Here is a 17,533-nt window from a genome sequence, read left to right as displayed (position 1 = left end):
CTCCCCGCAAGATTCCCGACGAGGACCGGCAGGCGAAGGCCGGCACAGCCCCTGGTGCGACACGTTCCCCGTGGGAACACCGGAAGTGTTGCCACGGGGTACGCCCAACCCTGAGGAGACGGAGCTTTCCGTTCAGTTCCGGATGGCGTACCAGATCAGCTGGGGGGCTGAGCGGTTGCCTGAAGGTGCTCATGGAGGAAGGGGGCGTCGAGACGCGTGTCAATGACACGATCGCGCACGTCGGTGAGAAGCCAGCCCAGCAGCTCGGCAGTGGCGTCGTACTCTTCGTAGAAGCCCATGCGCAAGTCGGTGATCTCGAACTTGTACATCACGTCGGTAACGAGGTCTGCCAAGTGCGCGTCGGCAGCTGGGGTATTGGTCGCGGTCCACATGTTCAGCCAAGGACGCAGGCTGTTGGTGGATACGGCGATGACGCTGAGGGCGTCCCTGACGGGCACGGGGCTGGGGTGGGTCTCCAGCGTGCTCTGCCACCAGGCGGACCAGACGCCTCGCAGGGCCTCGGTCAAGGGCAGATCCCAGTCAGCCCAGCCCGCCTGATTCAGGCGTGAGGCGATGAGCTCCTCGCCGACGTGGAGCCGGCCGGTGACGAGCAGGCGAATGATGCGCGGGACGAGGCGGCGATAGAGGCGCGGAAAGTCCTCCCAGTGATCAGGTACCTCTGCGGCAACCGAGGAAACCAGATCATCGGCTATGAGATGCAGTGGCCCGGAGAGTTCGGCGAAGTCCTGCTCGCTGTAGCAAAAGGTGCACCCCGTGACGGGGAAGGGATCTTCTGAGGCGAAGGCGCGGTCCAGGGCATCGAGAGCTGTTATGAGCTGCTCAGAGCAAGGCATGAAGACCTGCCGGGGGACTCCGTCCGGGTGACCGGCGAAGATCGCAGGCTATCAGGCCGTCCCCCGCCTCTCACGGAATACCTTGACGGTCCGAGTGGAGGGGAGCGAAGTTCCGCGAAGGATCTTTCTCCGATCCTCACACGGGCGACTCGATAGGGTCGGGTCATGATGGAGAGTCCCGTGGTCGAGCTGCTTGAGACCGAGTACCGAAGTGTTTGGGACCGCTTCTACGACGAGTTCAAGTTCCGGCCGAGTACGAGTTCTTTCAAGTGGCCTGCCATCAAGGAGCCCGTCGCATCGGTTACCTGGAGCCTTGCCGTGCTTGACGACGATCCTGAATACGAGCGTTTGGGCCGCTTGGTCGAGGTGGTCGAGCAGGGGCTGAAGTCCTGCATGGGTCGGAGCGGAACACTGCTCGCGCTCGACTGGCAGCACACGTCGTATCGCTTCGCACCGCTTGGCGTCGGCGGCCCGGGGCAGCTGGCCTGGCCTTTGAGCCCGTATCCCGATGGGGACTACTACATCTACCTCTCGGAAGACTTCCGGACGGGCAGTTTTGGGCACCCCTGGGAACAGTCCCTCTGTCTGTTCGGTCAGGAATTCCTCGACGCCACATCCGCGGAGGTGGAGAAGCTTCTCGGCCAGCCGATCCGTAGGTCCGGCAGGGCAGTCGGCACCGCCTGAGTTGGGCCCCCGACTCCACAGGCGCCCAGAGAATCAGACCCCACAGCGCATCCTGGCGCCCTCGCTGCTCGCGGCAGCGAGGGCATGAGCGTCAAACGGCGCGGGCTGTGGGTAACTGCGCGAGCCACATCGTCACCTCGGTCAGATGCTCGGGCTGCAGCCCGAGACGTGGGTCGGGCTGAACGATCAGTGTCGGCGTTCCCCTGGCAGTACGCTCCGCCGCCCACGCGTGGTCGAGGCCGGTGAAGTCGTCGTCGATCCAGACGGCGGGGGCGTCTGCCAGCCAGACGTCGACGTGGTCACGTTTCCAGAGGTAGCCGTCGGGGTGACTGGTGGTGATCTGGGGGCGAGGCAGGTCGAGGTAAGGGAAGTCGGGCAGCCCCAGGAGGGGCCCGATGATCGTGGTGGCGTCCCTGCGCCAGCTCGTGCACCACACGGGGGTGACGAGTCCGCTGGTCACGAGGTCGGTGAGCATGCAACCGTGGCTCGGGTCGAGCCAGATGGGCACGGGGTCGTCGGGGTGCCGGCCGGTGGGCAGGACGGTGTGGCGTACGTGGGTGGGCGGGGTGCTGCCGTCGGCGGCCGGGAAGGGGATGAGGACGCCGTCGATGTCGAGGAGCAGGTAGGGCAGGGGCATCGTTTCCTCCATCGGTCAGCGTTTGCGGGCGGTGATCAGGAGGGTGGTGGGCCACGGGTCGCGGCGCGGGTGCCGCAGCTCCACCGCCGAGGTGACGCGCAGGCCGGTCCGGGAGAGGTGGGCTCCCCAGCGGCGGGCGTCGAACTCCCATCGGGCGAGGGGCAGTCGGGTGCGGTCGGGCATGGTGACGTAGTCCTCGCGCGGACGGTCGTCCGTGGATGGATGTCTTCCGGCCCGTGCCGGGTGGGGGACGGAGAAGGCCAGGACACCGCCAGGCTTCAGGCGTCGGGAAACGGCGGCGAGGAGGAGCTCGGGGGCGACGAGGCCGACGGCGCCGAAGACGGAGTAGATCGCGTCGAAGGTCTGGCCGGTGGCCTGCAGGTGGTGCAGTGCGTGGCCGGCGGCGAAGGTGGCGCCGTCGATGTGGCCGTAGTGGGAGCGGGCGCGGCCTACCTGGAGGCCGACCATGTCTACGCCGGTGACGCGGGCCTGGTGGTACTTCGCGAGGTGGGCCACGTTGTGGCCGGGGCCGCAGCCCAGCTCCAGGACGCGTTTGCCGCACAGGTCCCGGCCCAGGATCTCGGCGCCGGGACCGATGCCTGCGTGGGTGCTCCATTCCATCCGGGCAGGTGCGGTGAGGGCGTGCGCGGGGTCGGCGGCTGTGCGCTGGGCTGCGTGGGCGTACCAGGGGGAGACCTGGGCGAGCACCTAGACCTCCAGAAGTTGGACCACGTCGTTCAGGTGGCGGCGGACGACGGGGATGTACGCAGGGTCCTTGGCCGGGTCGTCGATCCAGCGGATGGCCTGCTCCATGAACCACTCCACGGCCCACATCCGATGCCAACCCAGGGCCCATGCCTCTGCGGCCAGGCCGCCCCGAGCGGCGAGGGCGTCCTCATGACCACCTGCGGCGACGTACTGCTCCAGGAGCACCCGCATGCGGAAGGGGCTTGGTACGTCGGTGGTGCCGTGGTACGAGGCGAGGTCGATCAGGCCGGGGCCGGTGAAGGCGCGTGCGAAGTCGAGGAGGTGCCATCCGTTCTCCCCGATGTGGACGCTCGTGGGGTGGAACTCGGAGTGCACCCAGCCGAACGGGTCGAGCGTCGCACCCTGGACACGGGCCTCGGCCGCGGCGGAGACCTTCCCCAGCGCGGTCTCGATGTCGTCGCAGTCTGTCCACCGGTCGGCTTTCCGCAGCCGCTGGAGGTGATCGAGGGCTCGGCCGGGCAGGGCTGCGAGGCCCGCACCGTCGAGGAGTGGCAGACCGCCCGCAGGGCGGGCGGCATGGAGCATCACGGCGGCGGCGACACCGTCGAGGTCGTCGGCGTCCCGTACGGAGGTCCCGAGGTCGTCCATGAACATCCCGAGCCACTTGTCCTGCATGGCAGTGGCGTGGAGCGCGGGGACCGGGAGCCCGCGCTGGTAGGCCAATCGCAGGGCCTGGGCCTCGCGGTCGAAGGGCTCCTTGGCGTACTTGAAGACGGCTGTAGTGCCGTCGGGGAAGGTGACGCGTTCGACGCCGGACATGCCCCAGACGCGAATCTCGGTACGTTCGGGGAGGGGCTTGCCGACGAGGGTGCACAGGTCGTCCAGCAGGGTGGCGGACGGGCGCTGGTCCATGAGGGGGTCTCCAGGGGCTGGTGGGCTCCGGGGCGGGCGCGCGCGAGCTGGCCCGCCCCGGAGCCGTACTGGGGGCGGGGTTACTCGGCTGCGGTCACGCGGCGGGCGTAGACCTGCTCGATCCAGCCCGCCTTGAACTCGGCCAGGTCGTCACGAAAGTTGGCCATCGAGGCACCGTAGGGCGCGACGACGCCGCCGGACTGGTCCGGCACGGACTGGCAGCCGTGCACGAGCCGACCGCCGAGCGCGGCGTGGGCCTTGATGGACTGGATCCGGCGGTGCTCGTTGAACCAGCCGCCGTGGTAGACCTCGTCCAGCATCCCGCCCATCTCGTCGTCCAGGTCGAAGACGACGGACGTGGCGGCGGGGAAGAACCAGCACGGGCCGACGTTGGAGATGTGCCCGTCCAGCTCGACCTTGTTGAGCGCCATCAACGTCGCTGCCTCGCGCAACATGCGCAGGTGGTCGGCGGTGATCTGCGGCAGGCCGAGGCCGGCCAGGTGCTCCTCGCGGAAGAGATACGAGTACACCCCGTACGCCGTCGCCAGCACACGGGCTGCATCGGAGGTGGACTCGCTGTGCTGCTTGATGAAGTCGAGCGCGAGCTGCTCGACCGCGCTCTCGGTCGTCTCGTCCACGTCCAGGAGCTGCGCCTTCACCAGCTCCCAGTCGGCGACGAGCCAGGTGCTGGACTCGAAGCGGAAGAAGTACTCGGCCGGGTCGATAGCGATGCGCCGGCCGTCCACGTGGATGCCGGGCAGGCGGTTCCAGCGCGGGTCGAAGGCGTCGGGCAGCTCGACCGTGATGGTCGCGGTGTCGATGGTGGTCACCGTGTCTCCGTCTCTGATCGTCCGGACCGGGGCACAGGAATGCCCGAGCCCGTTGGGGCGTACGGAACTTGGGGGCCGCCCGGCCCGTGATGCCGTGAGTGGGGCGGCTGTCGATAAGTGAACCGCCCGCTACGCAGAGTGGGTACGGTGTGAGCGAGGCCAAGCGGTATACACGGTTTACGGATTCGGAGCGGAGGCGATCGTGTCGACACCGACCAGCGCCAACTCTCGCTTACGCGACACGGTCAACGCCGCCGGGTGCACGTACGACGCGCTCGCCAAGGACGTACGTCGCATCGCCGCCGAGAACGGCGAACTGCTCCAGACCAACAAGTCGGCCATCTCCCACTGGGTGGGCGGTGCCCGCACGCCGTCCGGCCAGGCAGGCCAGTACCTCGCTGAAGCCCTCTCCCGGCGGCTGGGCCGCGTCGTCACCCGAACCGAACTCGGCCTTCACTCACCCGACACGGAGGCGCTACAGGACAGTGACCCCGTCACGGCGGTCACCGACCTCGGCCGTGCGGACGTCGAACGCCGCAGCTTCCTCGCCATCGCCGCCTTCACCACGGCCGGCGTGGCCATGCCGCTCCTGCACAACCACGAAGCCACCTCTCGGATGCTCCGCGCCCGCACCGCCAGCTCCCTCGTCGGCAGCGACGACATCGACGTCGTACGACAGATCACGGCAGCCTTCAGCGCCGCCGACGAAAGGCTCGGCGGCGGGCACGGCCTGACCACAGTCACCGCGTACCTCGCCGACACAGCCGCCCCCATGCTGCGCGGACGCTTCCCCTCGGAGCCCTTACGCCAGGCCGCCTTCGGCGCCGTCGCCGAACTCGCCTACCTCGCAGGCTGGAAGCACCACGACCTCGGCCACGAAGGCGCCGCCCAGCGCTACTACCAGGTCGGCTACCAACTCGCCTGCGAAGCCGACCCCCACGGGCACGCCGCATGGATGATGCGCGCCCTCGCCCACCAGTCCCTCAGCCTCAAGCAACCCCACCACTGCGTGGACCTCGTCAAAGGCGCGCTCGCCCGCGGCCTCGGCCACGTGGACGGCCAGACCGAAGCGCTCCTCCACATCACGCACGCCCGCGCCTACGCAGCGGTCGGCGAGAACCCCTTGGCCGCTCGCGCTCTCCTCGCCGCCGAAGACGCCCTCCTACGCGAGGACGGGCCCCAGCCCAGCTTCTCCCGCGTCAGCGGCCCCGCCGCCGGCACCGTGGCCAGCCACACCGCACGCACCCTCACCGACCTTGCCGACCACATCGGTACGGAACAGCAGCACCGCGACGCGCTGACCCGATGGGACCCGGAGAAGTACAAGCGCGTCCACGCCCTCACCCACGCCGACCTCGGCGACAGCCTCGCCGCCCAAGCCCGCGCCGACGAAGCCGTCGCCGCCTGGACCCAGGCGCTCGTCCTCATGGAAGGCATGACGTCCGACCGCACGCGCAAGGCCATCACCTCAATCCGCTCCACGCTCGCGATCTACCAGCGCCGCCGCGTCCCCGGCGCCGCCGATCTCGCCCGCCGAGCCCGCGAGGCCCTCGCCTAACATGCCCAACAACCCGCCCGACGAAGGGAACACCGTGACCCAGCAGACCGACGACCAGCCCAAGGCCCTCAAGGCGGCGCTCGAATCGATGACCCTGCTGGTTGCGGCTGTCATCGTCCACGACAAGGCCACCAACCGCGTCGTCCTCCTCCAACGCAGCGAGAGCGCCAAGTTCGCCCAGGGAATGTGGGACCTCCCCGTCGGCAAGAGCGAGCCGGGCGAGCCCATCACCGAAACTGCGGTCCGCGAGCTCTACGAGGAGACCGGCCTCACGGTGAAGCCCGAGTCCCTCAAGGTCGCGCACATCATTCACGGAGCCTGGGGCGTTGAGTCCCCCAATGGCTTCCTCACGGTCGTCTTCGCCACCCACGAATGGACCGGCGAACCCGAGAACCGCGAACCTCGGAAGCACTCCCAAGTCCGCTGGATCGATGCCGACGCCATCCCCGAGAACTTCGTGGACACCACTTCAAGCGCCCTCCACCGGTACCTGGCGGGAGGCCCGGAGGTCTCCCTCAACGGCTGGAGGTAGAGGGGGTCCCTCACTCTGTAGGGGCTGAAGGGGCCTCCCTGATCAAGGCATTGCTCATCGTCTGACGGACTCTGTCAGTGGAGGCCGGTAACGTCGTCCGTGTGACCTCGGCAACAGGAGCATGCCGGACACTCGAAGAGGAGCGGCCGTGACAAAGTTCGTTTCTGACGCCAAGCCCTGGAATACGGTGGATGGCCCTTCCCTGGTGCGGTCGGCCGCTGCGTTGCAGCTGATCCCCGAAAATATCCCTTGCCTGGTCAGGCTGCAGCGGCTTGCTGCGGTCGGCGCCTGCCTGCCAAGCCGTCCTAAGGCTCCTCGCCTGTCGCCAAGCAGAATCCGGTCACTGCTGAAGGAGCCGGTGATCGGCAGCGCGGAGGTCCGATCTCAGGAAGATCCATACAACGACCTTTACACGGCGGAAGTGGCTTTCCACGGTGGTCCCTACCTAATCGCCCAGGGGCTGACGGAGAGGGCGGCTTACACACTTGGCCTGGTCCTCCGCAGCATCTTCGGACCGGAGGGCAAGGCGCTTCCCGTCACCTTCCGGAATGAGGTCAGCCCGCTGATCCAGGTGGTACTGCGTCTGAGCCACGTGGCACTACTCCGCGCAGGGCTCGCCCGTGGCGTTACCCCGCCCAAATCGACCAGAGCGGAGGTATTCGTACCGGGAGAGCATGCGCTGAACGCACTGTGCGAAGCCGTCACATTCGACGAGGCAGCTTTGTCCCAGATCGCGGCGCCACAGGCGTTGCGGGTGCTGGACAGCCTGAGTGTGCAGCCGGGTACACACACGTTCACAGCGGAGCATGGCCCAGACGAGGGAATGACTCTCACCCCGCTGCTGGACCTCGGCTCGGCCGTGGTGATCGCCAATCCAGGGGATCTGCCCGCAGCCCTGCGTCATCGCCTTCTCGTTATCGCCACAGAGCATGGCTGCGCCCCCCAACTCGCCAAGCTCTTGCGTGCATGCGTCCTGGATGAAGCCACCGAAATCCTGATTGGCTGCGGGGCGACTCCGCTGCCCCCGACGGCGCAAGTAGCCGAGAATCCGCAGATCAGTCGCCGTCAGTTCACCTTCGCCGATGATAAGCACATCGACTTGGCGGTCGTGGCCGATGACCTGTCTGACTATGACGCCCAGACACCCTACGGATACTGGGATGCTGGCCGAGTCATGGAACAGCTACATGAGTTGCACGAGACGCCGGTCCATCCTCTGCAGGATGACGCTCACTGCCTACGACTTATCATCAACCAGGGTCTGGGTCGCTCCTCATTCTTCGGTCTTCGCGAGTCGTCACGAGTCGGCCCTTGTCTCGCCACTACCGTCGACGACCTACGCGTTATGGCAGAGCTCGATGGTTCGGACCCACTGTTTCTGTGGCGCTTTGCTCAAGCGGACGAGAAGCTGCACATCGACGCCAGGGTCCATTCCTTCAGCACGCTTGACAACTACGGCATGTACCGCGACCACGAGTACAGCTACTACCTGTCGGATGGGTACAGGCCGACCGCCGTTATGGTCGACTCCGACTTCAGCCAGGCGCTGCGAGTCAGTGCCCACCAGCGGTACGACCATCACGTCGTTGCCAGCCCTCACCGCCCTGCTCTTGTTCCGGTTCTCGCCCTCTACGGCGTGAAAACCGCACCGATCTACCGGACACATCCCGCTGTCCCGGAAGACGAACTGCTCGTGGAAACCGCTGGTCTTCAGGTCTGGATCGGACCCAGTCAGGACACAGCGGGTGCCCTGGAATCCTTTCAAGAGATGGTCATTGAAGCCGTCGCCTACTGGGTCTGGCAGATCTCGCTGGCGGCGTCCAAAGGACTACTCGCAATGGCCGACGGCCTGGGGCGTGTGCGGATCACGGTGTCCTTCGACAACACAGACGCTTGGTTGAAGGCTCTGGCAGGACGCGTCACCCAGCCCGGACAGAAGGCCCCCTGGCTCGCGCGGCAAGCGCGTAGCGCAGGGCCCATTCACCTTGAGCTGCTGGCCGCAGGCGTAGATTCCCTACTGGTGGAGGACAACAGCGCCGACCGTGTGATTGTCCAGGTCCTGGCTGAAGCCATGGTTGGCAACGACAGCACCCTCGTGGTCAGCGACCTTGTCGAACGGTTCGCTCCTGTCGGTCACAAGAAGATGCTGCACGGACAAGCCCGACCCATGCTGTTGCGCCCAGGGCGGCTTCCTGCCACCCGACTTGTGCAGCCAGCTGTCTCCGCATTCGTGTTGGACGAACTGGGTCAATGGCTCGCCGCTGAGGGAATCCCGCAGGGGGTCGTCTCAGAAGACAAACGCCTTGAGGTGCTCAACAAGACAGTCGAGCACTACTTCCAGCGCATTCAGCACCTGATCGCCGGCTTGGCCCCCGAGGGTCTGATAGACCAGCTCATGACACGGCACGAGGCGCTTATCCGTGCAGAGGCTCACGGCGATCAGGTCCTGCGGTCCAGGCTCGCCTGTTTCGGAATATCCAGCCAGCCCGCCACACAGATCGCCAAGGACAGCAAGGAACGAGTGGCCGCTGCGCAGGCAAGCCGCTTCCTCATCGAGTATGCGGCCGCTACCCCACCTTCAGGCGACCAGCCCCTGACCTTGGACACCTACGACACGCTCTTGGCGATCGCCGCTGACCTGATCTCTCGAGCCACGCTGTCCGACGCCATCAGGTACGACTTCTCCACCGCACAGCTGTCCCTACTGGAGTCGGGCCGGCTCGGCGTCTCTCGCGGTGATCAGTACGAAACGGGTACCGATGCCTTGGCATTGGACCGAGCACGCGCAGCCATGGCAACTGCTGACCAGGTTTCCGCCCTTTCGGCGCCCCGCACGGCCGCAGCCCCTTCTGTGAAGGTTGAAGAAGCGATGCTCGCCGAATTCGGATTCACCCTAACTGATCTCGCCCACGGCATGGTCGAGATCATCGCTTTGGGCGATGAGGCGTGCGATAATGAACCATTCACTCTCCCTTTCACCCGTGTGCAAGAGCACCTTGGGTCCACCCTCGGCTGGACCGACGACAAAACACATGCCTTCCTCGATCGCCTTAGCTTGCGTCCACGTCCCAAGTTCCTGTCCGTGGGCGCCGACGCGTTGCCCTGGCGCTATAACCGTGAATGGTCCTACGCGCGCCGTCCATTGGTCCGCTCGACTGGCGTGGACGGTGAAATGCTGATGTGGGCGCCCAGACACGTATTGAGCACGGGCCCCTACTGGGTCTACCTCTTGTATTCCGGCAGGCTAAAAGCCAAATCGGCGACGATGAAGAAGCTCATGGGGTCCATCCGGCAGGACCACAACAAGGAGTTTGAGAAGGAATCCGAAAGGGCCCTGGCAGGCGCAGGCTGTTCCATAACGGCCCACAGCGTGGGCAAGATCGCAGGGCGGCGCCTCATGTCTCCCCAAGGAGACGACCTCGGCGACATCGATGCCTTGGGAATCAACCTAGATCAAAGGACGATCTTCATCGTTGAATCCAAGGACTTCGAGATGGCCCGCAACCCCTCTGAGATGGCCAACGAAGCTGATGCACTCTTGCGAGGAGACAAGAGCGCCGTCTTCAAGATCACAAGACGAGCCCAATGGATCCGCACCCATCTGGCCCTTACACTGGACCACTTCACGAGCAGCACCGACACTCGAGGTTGGACGGTGGCCCCCGTCGTCGTCACCAGTCGCGACCTGATGTCGTCACGCGTCTTGACGTCGGACGTACCCGTCATGGCCATCCACCAGCTGACGGCATGGGCTGCAGCACAGACTCGGCACGGTAAGAGATCCAAACGCCGTGCTCGCTAGTGCTCCAACGGTGGTGCGCTTTCTAGCCTCTCAGCGTCCAGCGACAGGAAGCCTCATCCGGAGCGGATCTTCGACTGTCCCAGCAGTCCGCACACAGTCCGCAGGACATCCGATCAGGACCGTCTCGACCCATCGCTGGCCAACAGCAAAAGGCCAGTTCAGCGACCCGCAGGGAACATCCCCGCAGGTCACCGACCCGGCCCATTACTAGGAGACCAAGAAGGCCTGACCGGGCAACCCGGCCCGGGATTCCACGGGCCGCACCGCCCACCGGACCGCACCCGGCCCGTCGGCCGCCGGCAACGGCGACTGCGACGGCACCGGGTGCGGTCTTCTTCTCTCTGCCCCTGGTACGCATAGATCCGCAGGCTGCAGACGGCGGATAGCGACAGCGTTACGGGCTACGGGCCAGGGTGAATCGAGCAGGCGGACGAATTCTCGTCAGGGTGACATGCTGGATACTGCACTGAGACAAGGGAGTTGGGCTCATGCAGTGGACCGTCCATGGTGAGCGGCAGATCTACGAGAACCCGTGGGTGAATCTCTGGCTCGTGGACGTCCAGCAGCCTGACGGCCGACGGTGGGAACACCATGTGGTCCGGATGCGGCACCTGGCCGTGGCGGCTGTGGTCGATGACCAGAAGCGCGTGCTGATGATGTGGCGGCACCGGTTCATCACCGACACCTGGGGCTGGGAGCTTCCGATGGGCCTCATCGAGGCCGACGAGACCCCTGAGCAGGCTGCCGCCCGCGAGGTGGAGGAGGAGACCGGCTGGCGGGTGGAGGGCGTCAAGCCCCTGGTCTACGCCCAACCCGCGAACGGCATCACGGATTCCGAGCACTTCGTCTTCCGTGCTGAGGCCGCCTCGTACGTGGGCCCTCCCACCGAGCTGAACGAGTCCGACCGGATCGAGTGGATCCCGATCTCCGAGATCCGAGGCATGATCGACCGCCGTGAGGTCGTCAGCAGTGGCAGCCTGGTCGGTCTGCTGTATCTGCTGCTGGACGAGGCAACCGGCAGTTCCTCGTGGGAGGTCAGCCGAGGGATTCACGCAGACGTTGCTCGGAACCAGGCATCGGGGCCTGCCAGGGGGACTCCGTCCGGGTCACCGGCGAAGAGCGCGACATACCGGCCGCCTCAGGACCCCGGCAGGAGGTGGCTGTAGCTTTCCGGGTGCTCCTGGAGGAAGGTCGCCAGGTCCTGGGCCGGGCGGCCCGTGAGTGTGGGGACGGCGTCCGAGACGGTGGCCAGTTCGCCGGCCGCGATCGCCTCGTACGACGTGACCCAGCCCGCGACCTCCCACTCGGGGGCGCCGTAGCCGGCGCGGGAGGCGTAGGCCTCCTCCCTGGTCTCGGCCACGTACCGGATCGCCCGGCCGGTGCGCCGGCTGAGCTCGTCGGCCGCCTCCGCCAGGGTGAACGCCTCGGGCCCCGTGAGGTCGTACGTCACGCCGTCGTGCGCGGTTCCCTCGTCCAGCAGGACGGCCGAGGCCGAGTCGGCGATGTCGTCGTGCGAGACGGCCGACACCCGCCCCTCGCCGCCGGGACCGCGCAGGACGCCGTCGGCTCCCGTCATGGCGGGGATCCCCGCCAGGTACCAGCTGTCCCGCAGGAAGGTGTGGCGGACGCCGGTCATCCGGATGTGCGCCTCGGTGTACCAGTGGTCGCGCGCGAAGGTGAACGTCGCGTCCGGTGCCGCGCCGAGGAACGACACGTACACGACGCGTTCGACGCCCGCGGCCAGGGCGGCGTCCACCGCGATGGTGTGCTCGGTGACCCGGTCCGGGCTCTCGTGCGCCGAGACGAGGAACAGGGTGTGCGCGCCGTCGAGCGCGCGGCGCATGGCCTCGGCGTCGCCGTACGTGGCCGCGGGCGCGGCGGCCGTGCCGGGAAGTCGGGGCAGCCGGGACGGGTCGCGGCCGAGAAGGCGTACGGGGACCCCGGTCCTGGCCAGCCGCGCGGCCACCCGGCCGCCGACCGCGCCGCTCGCACCGGTCACCGCGACGAGAGGGCTGATCACCTGGTCTCGCCTCCCTCGTCCACCGGGCGTGCGACGTGTTCCGCCCAGGGGCGCACCTCCACCACCGCGCCCGTCGGCAGCGGTCCGTAGATGTGGGGGAACTCCTCGCCGCCGGGCTCCAGTGCCTCGTACCGGACGGGCGCGGGCAGCCGGCCGGTGTCGATGACCAGCACCACCAGGCCCTCGCCGCCTCCGGGTCCGTACAACGCCCGGGCCACGGCGGGGAGCTGATGCGGCAGGGAGCAGTGGATGAACCCCTCCTCCCGCAGGGTGCGGCCCCTGGTGGACATCTCGTACGACCCCGCGCGGCGGGCGGCCTCCCACAGAGGCTCTTCGGTGAGGTGCAGCAGTTGTTCGGTCACCGGACCACGCTAAGGCCGGTGGGTGCCGTGCGGGGCCGTTCCGGCCCGCGCGTCGTGGCGGGGCCGGGTCACCACGGCCCCGCCAACCCGCCGTTCAGGACGTGAGCGCCAGAGGGCTGCGGTGGCGCAGCAGCCATCGGTGGTACTCCTCGGCCCGTCTCGCCGCGTCGCGGTAGGCCCTCTCCAGCTCCTCGTACACGGCGTCCATGTCCGCGCCCGGCCGGGAGACCAGCAGCAGCCGGACCGCCAGCGGGTCGCCGCGCAGGGGGCGGATCGCCATGTCGTCGCGCGGGCCCGTGGTCGGCTGGCAGGGGGCGACCGCCTCGCCGAGGGCGACGAGTGAGGCGGCGGTGAGGTAGTCGCCGTGCAGGACGGGCGGATCGAGGCCGGCGGCGCCCAGGACCCGGCGCACGCCGTCCCACTCGCCGTCCACCGAGGGGTCGACCATCCACCGGTCGCCCGCCAGGTCGTCGAGGTCCACCACCGGCAGTCCGGCCGCCGGGTGGTCCCGGGCCAGGGAGATGAACTGCGGTTCGCGGTCCAGGAGTACGCGCTGCTCCAGCCCGTCCGGGACCGTGAGCGGGAAGCCCTCCACCTCGTGGACGAAGGCCACGTCGAGCCGGCCCTCCGCCACCGCTCCCAGAAGCGACCGCGCCGACACGTCGACGCGGAGCGAGATGTCCGTACCGGGCAGCCTCACCCGCAGTCCGCGCAGCCAGCCGCCGATGACCCGGCTCGCGGTGGACCCGATCCGCAGACCGGGGCCGCCGGCCCGGGCGGCGGCGGCCTCCGCCGTCGCGGCGCCGACCAGGGCGGACATGCCGTCCACCAGGGGGCGGGCGCGGCTGAGGACGGAACGGCCGAGGAGGGTCGGCCGGCAGCCCGTCCGCTCCCGGCGGAACAGCTCCGCGCCCAGGGTCCGCTCGATCCGCTGGAGCTGGGTGGTCAGGGAGGGCTGGCTGACGCCCAGCCGCCGTGCGGCCTGGTGCAGGCTGCCCGTGTCGGCGATGGCGCAGAGCGCCCTGAGGTGCCTCACCTCGAGCTCCATGACGGGGAGCGTATGGCTGTTCGTACGCCGAGCACCAGATGCCCCAACCCCCACCAACCGGGCCGATTCAGGGGGTGTCGGGGCGACCGGCACGTGCTGATTCTGTGTGCTCCCCGTGCGGGCGATAAGGCGGTGCTATCGGCGGTTGACATCATCCGCTCCGGCCCCGGCTGCCCCGACACTCTGTCCGTACCCCCCACCCGTTCCCCGCCCGGCCTCCGGACGGGGTTCTTCGGACAGGCAGGAGACACCCCCCATGCGTCACCCCAGGACAGCTGTCATGTCAGCCGTGGCCGGCCTCGGTCTCGTCGCCGCACTCGGCGCCACCCCCGCGGTGGCCGCCGCCCCGTCCCAGGCTCCCACCGCCCCGGCGACCGCGGCGCAGGCCGGTTACGCCGCGTACGCCGGTTCGAGCGAGAACGCCGCGGCGAACAAGGCCTTCTTCGAGGCCGTCATGAAGTCCGTCGCCGAGAAGCGGGCCGCCCACCCGGGCGCCCAGGCCGTCACCGTGGTCTACAACGCCTCCAACGCCCCCACCTTCCGCAGCCAGATAGCGAGCAGCGCCAGCATCTGGAACAGCTCGGTCAGCAACGTCAAGCTGCAGGAGGGTTCGAACGCGGACTTCGACTACCGCGAGGGCAACGACTCCCGGGGCTCGTACGCGAGCACGGACGGCCACGGCAGCGGCTACGTCTTCCTCGACTACGCCCAGAACCAGCAGTACGACTCGACCCGGGTCACCGCCCACGAGACCGGGCACGTCCTGGGGCTCCCGGACCACTACACCGGACCGTGCAGCGAGCTCATGTCCGGCGGCGGCCCCGGCACGTCCTGCACGAACGCCTACCCGGACGCCACGGAGCGCTCGAAGGTGAACTCCCTCTGGCAGAACGGACTCGCGGCGGCTCTCGCCCGCGCCACCTCCTGACACCGGGACCGGGCCGCGGGGCCCGGCACGCGGCACCGGGGCCGTTCCGCGCAAGCGGGGCGGCCCCACGCGCGTGTCCCGGCAGGGTCAGGCGAGTTCGAGCGGGAAGGCGCCCCGGTGCCCGGTGCCGGCGCCGTGCGCCGGACGGGGCTCGAACTCCCGGCAGCTCCATATCTCCTGGACGAAGCCGGTGCGCCGGTCCCAGAGGCCAGCCACGTCGTCCCCGCCCGCCGCGTCACGGTAGGCGTCCTTGGCACCGCGGAAGCAGGCGAGCCCGCCGGAAAGACCGCGGACCGGCGCCGGGAAGTAGTCGGAGAAGGCACAGGCTATGCACGTCTGCAGATGGATGCCCGGCGGCAGGATCCGCTGGACCGTGGCCAGTGCCCCGGCGAAGTCGCCCTCGGCGCGGTTCGACTCGTACACCGCTCCGTCCAGGTGGAGGGCGAGATACAGGTCCGGGTCCGCCCTGCGCAGGGACAGCAGGCAGCTGAGCGTCGCCTGACGGACCGTGCCGTTCACGAGGACCGGGAGCGGGAGGTCCCACTCCAGGACACAGTCGTCGAGCACGCCGTCCACCAGGCCGAACTGCCCTTCCGGGACCGGCACACCGGCCACGGGCGCCAGACCGTCGAAGCTCTCGCCCTCGAAGTCCGTGCCCCGGACGCGGATACGGAGCTGCTGTCCGTCCGTGGTGAGAACGACCGCCGCGGAACCATGACGGTCCCGGTACCAGCCTGCCCACGACTCATCTGTCATGAGCAGGGACTGTAGCCCCTGCCCCGGCGCCCGCCCGTGGCCCCCTCCCCTTCCGTGCATCCGGCGGCCGGGACCTGCCCATCAGGCCCGGGGCTCACGCCACATGGGCCACATCGGCGGCCCCTGGGGAAGGTCCACGGTCCGTCCCATGAAGGCGAAACCGAGGCGTTCGTAGAGGCCGCGGCTGCGCTCGCTGCTCGCCTCCAGATAGGCGGGGATCCCCTCCCGGTCGCACCGCTCCAGGACGCCCCTCATCAGTGCCTCGCCGATCCCCTCCCCCTGGCGCTCCGGGGAGACGCCGATCATCAGCAGGTACTCGTGCGCACGGTCGTGCGGGTGGACGGCGCCGGTCAGCCGGCCCACCAGCTCGGCCCGTTCGTTGTCGGGGTCCGCGGTCTCCCGCATGAGCGCCGGGGTGTCGTCCTCCTCGTCCGGCACACCCGCCGGTACGGAGAGCCAGAGGGCCGCCGCCGTGCCGTCCTCCAGCAGGTCGATACGGCCTTCTTCCAGCGTGACGTCGGCGAAGACGCCGAGGAACTTCCCGTGCACCGCGCGCCGGTGCTCCTCGTCGGGGAAGACCCAGCTGCTCACCGGGTCGTCGTGGAACGCCTCCTCCAGGATCCGTACGACCTGGTCCCTGTCCCCCTGGTCCGCCCGCCGTATCCGTACGCCCATGACCGGCCCCGTCTCCTCGTCCCGTGTGGTTGATCCAACCGACGCACGGAATCCTAGAGTTGGGCATCGGAGCCGGTCACGGGCGGCCCGGCTCAGTGCGTTCTGCGGGTGACGAATTCGGCCAGGGCGAGCAGGTCCCCCGAGCCGTCCGGCGCGGGCACCGCGCGGGACAGGTGGTGGACGGCCCGGGCCATCCGGTCCGCCGCCGCGGCCTGCGCCCAGTCGCGCCCGCCGGCCCGCTCGACCGCGTCGGCGGCGCTTCTCACCTCCCCCGGCGTGTTCATGGGACCCCGGTAGAGCGCGGCGAGCTCGGCGGCGGCCGGGGTGTCGGAGGTGAGCGCCGCGACCACCGGCAGGGACTTCTTGTGGGCGGTCAGGTCCGCCCCGACCGGTTTGCCGGTGCGGGCCGTGTCCCCCCAGATGCCGATCAGGTCGTCGATGAGCTGGAAGGCGAGGCCCGCCTCCCGGCCGAATCCGTCCATGGCGCGGACCGCCCGCTCCCCCGCCCCGGCGTAGAGCGCGCCGAGGGCGCAGGCGCAGCCGAGCAGGGCGCCCGTCTTGGCCATGGCCATGGCCAGGCACTCGTCGAGCGTGACGTCGTCGGGGCCGCGGTCCTCCAGCGCGCAGTCGGCCTGCTGTCCCGCGCAGAGCTCGATGACGCAGGTGGAGAGCCGTACCGCGGCGTGTGCGGACGCCGGGTGCGGGTCGTCCGCCAGCAGCCTCAGGGCGAGGGAGAGTATGGCGTCGCCCGCGAGGACGGCGTCCGGCACTCCGAACACCGCCCAGGCGGTGGGCCGGTGGCGCCGGGTGGTGTCCTCGTCGATGACGTCGTCGTGGAGGAGGGTGAAGTTATGGGCGAGCTCGACCGCGACGGCCGCCCGCATCGCCGCGTCCGGGTCCCCTCCCAGCGCACGGGCGGCGGCCAGGACGAGCGCCGGTCTGATGGCCTTGCCCGACTGCCCGGACGCGGGCGTCCCGTCGGCGTCCTGCCAGCCGAAGTGGTACATGGCGACCCGGCGGATCGCCCCGGGCAGCGTCTCGACGGCCGCCCGGAGGTGCGGGTCCACGGCGTCGCGGGTGTGTTCGAGGAGCGCGGCGGCCTTGTGCCCCTCCATCGCGGCATCCGTACTGGTCATGGTCACGGTCACTCCTTCCGGGCGCCCACGGGGCGCCATGGTCGCGGCCTCGGCCTGCCGGGGCCCGGGCGGTGCCGCCGCCCGGGCCCCG

The 17,533-nt window shown here is 68.9% G+C and carries 16 protein-coding genes and 1 pseudogene; 6 read left to right on the top strand and 11 right to left on the bottom strand.

Annotated features, from left to right (window positions below):
- Nucleotides 1–155 precede the first annotated feature (155 nt).
- Complete coding sequence (locus ACZ607_RS15375; protein ID WP_367554737.1) at nt 156–854, bottom strand: hypothetical protein; 699 nt, start codon at nt 852–854, stop codon at nt 156–158.
- Nucleotides 855–1,034: 180 nt separating this feature from the next.
- On the opposite strand from ACZ607_RS15375, the gene ACZ607_RS15370 reads away from it, so the two are divergent.
- On the top strand, nt 1,035–1,538 hold the full coding sequence (locus ACZ607_RS15370; protein ID WP_469735196.1) for a DUF2716 domain-containing protein: 504 nt from the start codon (nt 1,035–1,037) through the stop codon (nt 1,536–1,538).
- 91 nt (nt 1,539–1,629) lie between these two features.
- Here ACZ607_RS15370 and ACZ607_RS15365 read toward each other — a convergent pair whose 3' ends face one another.
- The 4 genes from ACZ607_RS15365 to ACZ607_RS15350 all read right to left on the bottom strand — a co-directional run bounded on the left by ACZ607_RS15365 (nt 1,630) and on the right by ACZ607_RS15350 (nt 4,625).
- Nucleotides 1,630–2,175: an HAD domain-containing protein gene (locus ACZ607_RS15365; protein WP_367554733.1), complete on the bottom strand. Its 546-nt coding sequence runs from the start codon at nt 2,173–2,175 to the stop codon at nt 1,630–1,632.
- Nucleotides 2,176–2,190: 15 nt separating this feature from the next.
- Nucleotides 2,191–2,883, bottom strand: coding sequence for a class I SAM-dependent methyltransferase (locus tag ACZ607_RS15360; protein WP_367554731.1), 693 nt, complete (start codon nt 2,881–2,883; stop codon nt 2,191–2,193).
- Nucleotides 2,884–3,795, bottom strand: coding sequence for an aminoglycoside phosphotransferase family protein (locus ACZ607_RS15355; protein WP_469735195.1), 912 nt, complete (start codon nt 3,793–3,795; stop codon nt 2,884–2,886).
- An 80-nt stretch (nt 3,796–3,875) separates the two neighbouring features.
- Nucleotides 3,876–4,625, bottom strand: a complete 750-nt coding sequence (locus tag ACZ607_RS15350) for a hypothetical protein (protein ID WP_469735194.1) — start codon at nt 4,623–4,625, stop codon at nt 3,876–3,878.
- A gap of 202 nt (nt 4,626–4,827) precedes the next feature.
- On the opposite strand from ACZ607_RS15350, the gene ACZ607_RS15345 reads away from it, so the two are divergent.
- The 4 genes and pseudogenes from ACZ607_RS15345 to ACZ607_RS15330 all read left to right on the top strand — a co-directional run.
- A complete protein-coding gene (locus ACZ607_RS15345; protein ID WP_453712977.1) occupies nt 4,828–6,183 on the top strand; it encodes a tetratricopeptide repeat protein in 1,356 nt (451 codons plus the stop codon).
- A 1-nt stretch (nt 6,184) separates the two neighbouring features.
- The gene (locus ACZ607_RS15340; RefSeq protein ID WP_469735193.1) at nt 6,185–6,715 is read left to right on the top strand and encodes an NUDIX domain-containing protein; all 531 of its coding nucleotides are present in this window, start codon (nt 6,185–6,187) and stop codon (nt 6,713–6,715) included.
- Nucleotides 6,716–6,863: 148 nt separating this feature from the next.
- The gene (locus tag ACZ607_RS15335; RefSeq protein ID WP_469735192.1) at nt 6,864–10,517 is read left to right on the top strand and encodes a hypothetical protein; all 3,654 of its coding nucleotides are present in this window, start codon (nt 6,864–6,866) and stop codon (nt 10,515–10,517) included.
- A gap of 488 nt (nt 10,518–11,005) precedes the next feature.
- Nucleotides 11,006–11,542 (top strand): annotated as a pseudogene (locus ACZ607_RS15330) (NUDIX hydrolase); the annotation flags it as partial.
- Between the two features lie 113 nt (nt 11,543–11,655).
- Here ACZ607_RS15330 and ACZ607_RS15325 read toward each other — a convergent pair.
- The 3 genes from ACZ607_RS15325 to ACZ607_RS15315 all read right to left on the bottom strand — a co-directional run bounded on the left by ACZ607_RS15325 (nt 11,656) and on the right by ACZ607_RS15315 (nt 13,947).
- A complete protein-coding gene (locus ACZ607_RS15325; RefSeq protein WP_469735191.1) occupies nt 11,656–12,537 on the bottom strand; it encodes an SDR family oxidoreductase in 882 nt (293 codons plus the stop codon).
- On the bottom strand, nt 12,534–12,899 hold the full coding sequence (locus tag ACZ607_RS15320; protein ID WP_469735190.1) for a DUF952 domain-containing protein: 366 nt from the start codon (nt 12,897–12,899) through the stop codon (nt 12,534–12,536). Before ACZ607_RS15320 ends, ACZ607_RS15325 begins: the two co-directional genes overlap by 4 nt.
- Nucleotides 12,900–12,993: 94 nt before the next feature.
- The gene (locus tag ACZ607_RS15315; protein ID WP_469735189.1) at nt 12,994–13,947 is read right to left on the bottom strand and encodes a LysR family transcriptional regulator; all 954 of its coding nucleotides are present in this window, start codon (nt 13,945–13,947) and stop codon (nt 12,994–12,996) included.
- Between the two features lie 256 nt (nt 13,948–14,203).
- Here ACZ607_RS15315 and snpA point away from each other — a divergent pair, with 256 nt between their 5' ends.
- Nucleotides 14,204–14,875, top strand: a complete 672-nt coding sequence (gene snpA, locus ACZ607_RS15310; protein ID WP_469735188.1) for a snapalysin — start codon at nt 14,204–14,206, stop codon at nt 14,873–14,875.
- Between the two features lie 87 nt (nt 14,876–14,962).
- On the opposite strand, the gene ACZ607_RS15305 is transcribed toward snpA, so the two are convergent.
- The 3 genes from ACZ607_RS15305 to ACZ607_RS15295 all read right to left on the bottom strand — a co-directional run bounded on the left by ACZ607_RS15305 (nt 14,963) and on the right by ACZ607_RS15295 (nt 17,442).
- A complete protein-coding gene (locus tag ACZ607_RS15305; protein ID WP_469735187.1) occupies nt 14,963–15,631 on the bottom strand; it encodes a DUF6304 family protein in 669 nt (222 codons plus the stop codon).
- An 81-nt stretch (nt 15,632–15,712) separates the two neighbouring features.
- Nucleotides 15,713–16,306: a GNAT family N-acetyltransferase gene (locus tag ACZ607_RS15300; protein WP_469735186.1), complete on the bottom strand. Its 594-nt coding sequence runs from the start codon at nt 16,304–16,306 to the stop codon at nt 15,713–15,715.
- Nucleotides 16,307–16,398: 92 nt separating this feature from the next.
- On the bottom strand, nt 16,399–17,442 hold the full coding sequence (locus tag ACZ607_RS15295) for a family 2 encapsulin nanocompartment cargo protein polyprenyl transferase (RefSeq protein ID WP_469735185.1): 1,044 nt from the start codon (nt 17,440–17,442) through the stop codon (nt 16,399–16,401).
- Between the last annotated feature and the right edge of the window lie 91 nt (nt 17,443–17,533).

It is taken from the genome of Streptomyces sp. NPDC104381 (genome assembly GCF_055583745.1).
The sequence above is the reverse complement of the archived record's forward strand: the minus strand, read 5'-3'. Positions and strand labels throughout refer to the sequence as shown.

Excerpts from the sequence above, each read along its gene's own strand:
- ACZ607_RS15355 (WP_469735195.1), bottom strand. The coding sequence starts at position 3,795 with ATGGACCAGCGCCCGTCCGCCACCCTGCTGGACGACCTGTGCACCCTC.
- ACZ607_RS15365 (WP_367554733.1), bottom strand. The coding sequence starts at position 2,175 with ATGCCCCTGCCCTACCTGCTCCTCGACATCGACGGCGTCCTCATCCCC.
- ACZ607_RS15375 (WP_367554737.1), bottom strand. The coding sequence starts at position 854 with ATGCCTTGCTCTGAGCAGCTCATAACAGCTCTCGATGCCCTGGACCGC.
- ACZ607_RS15300 (WP_469735186.1), bottom strand. The coding sequence starts at position 16,306 with ATGGGCGTACGGATACGGCGGGCGGACCAGGGGGACAGGGACCAGGTC.
- ACZ607_RS15295 (WP_469735185.1), bottom strand. The coding sequence starts at position 17,442 with ATGACCAGTACGGATGCCGCGATGGAGGGGCACAAGGCCGCCGCGCTC.
- snpA (WP_469735188.1), top strand. The coding sequence starts at position 14,204 with ATGCGTCACCCCAGGACAGCTGTCATGTCAGCCGTGGCCGGCCTCGGT.
- ACZ607_RS15340 (WP_469735193.1), top strand. The coding sequence starts at position 6,185 with ATGCCCAACAACCCGCCCGACGAAGGGAACACCGTGACCCAGCAGACC.
- ACZ607_RS15315 (WP_469735189.1), bottom strand. The coding sequence starts at position 13,947 with ATGGAGCTCGAGGTGAGGCACCTCAGGGCGCTCTGCGCCATCGCCGAC.
- ACZ607_RS15305 (WP_469735187.1), bottom strand. The coding sequence starts at position 15,631 with ATGACAGATGAGTCGTGGGCAGGCTGGTACCGGGACCGTCATGGTTCC.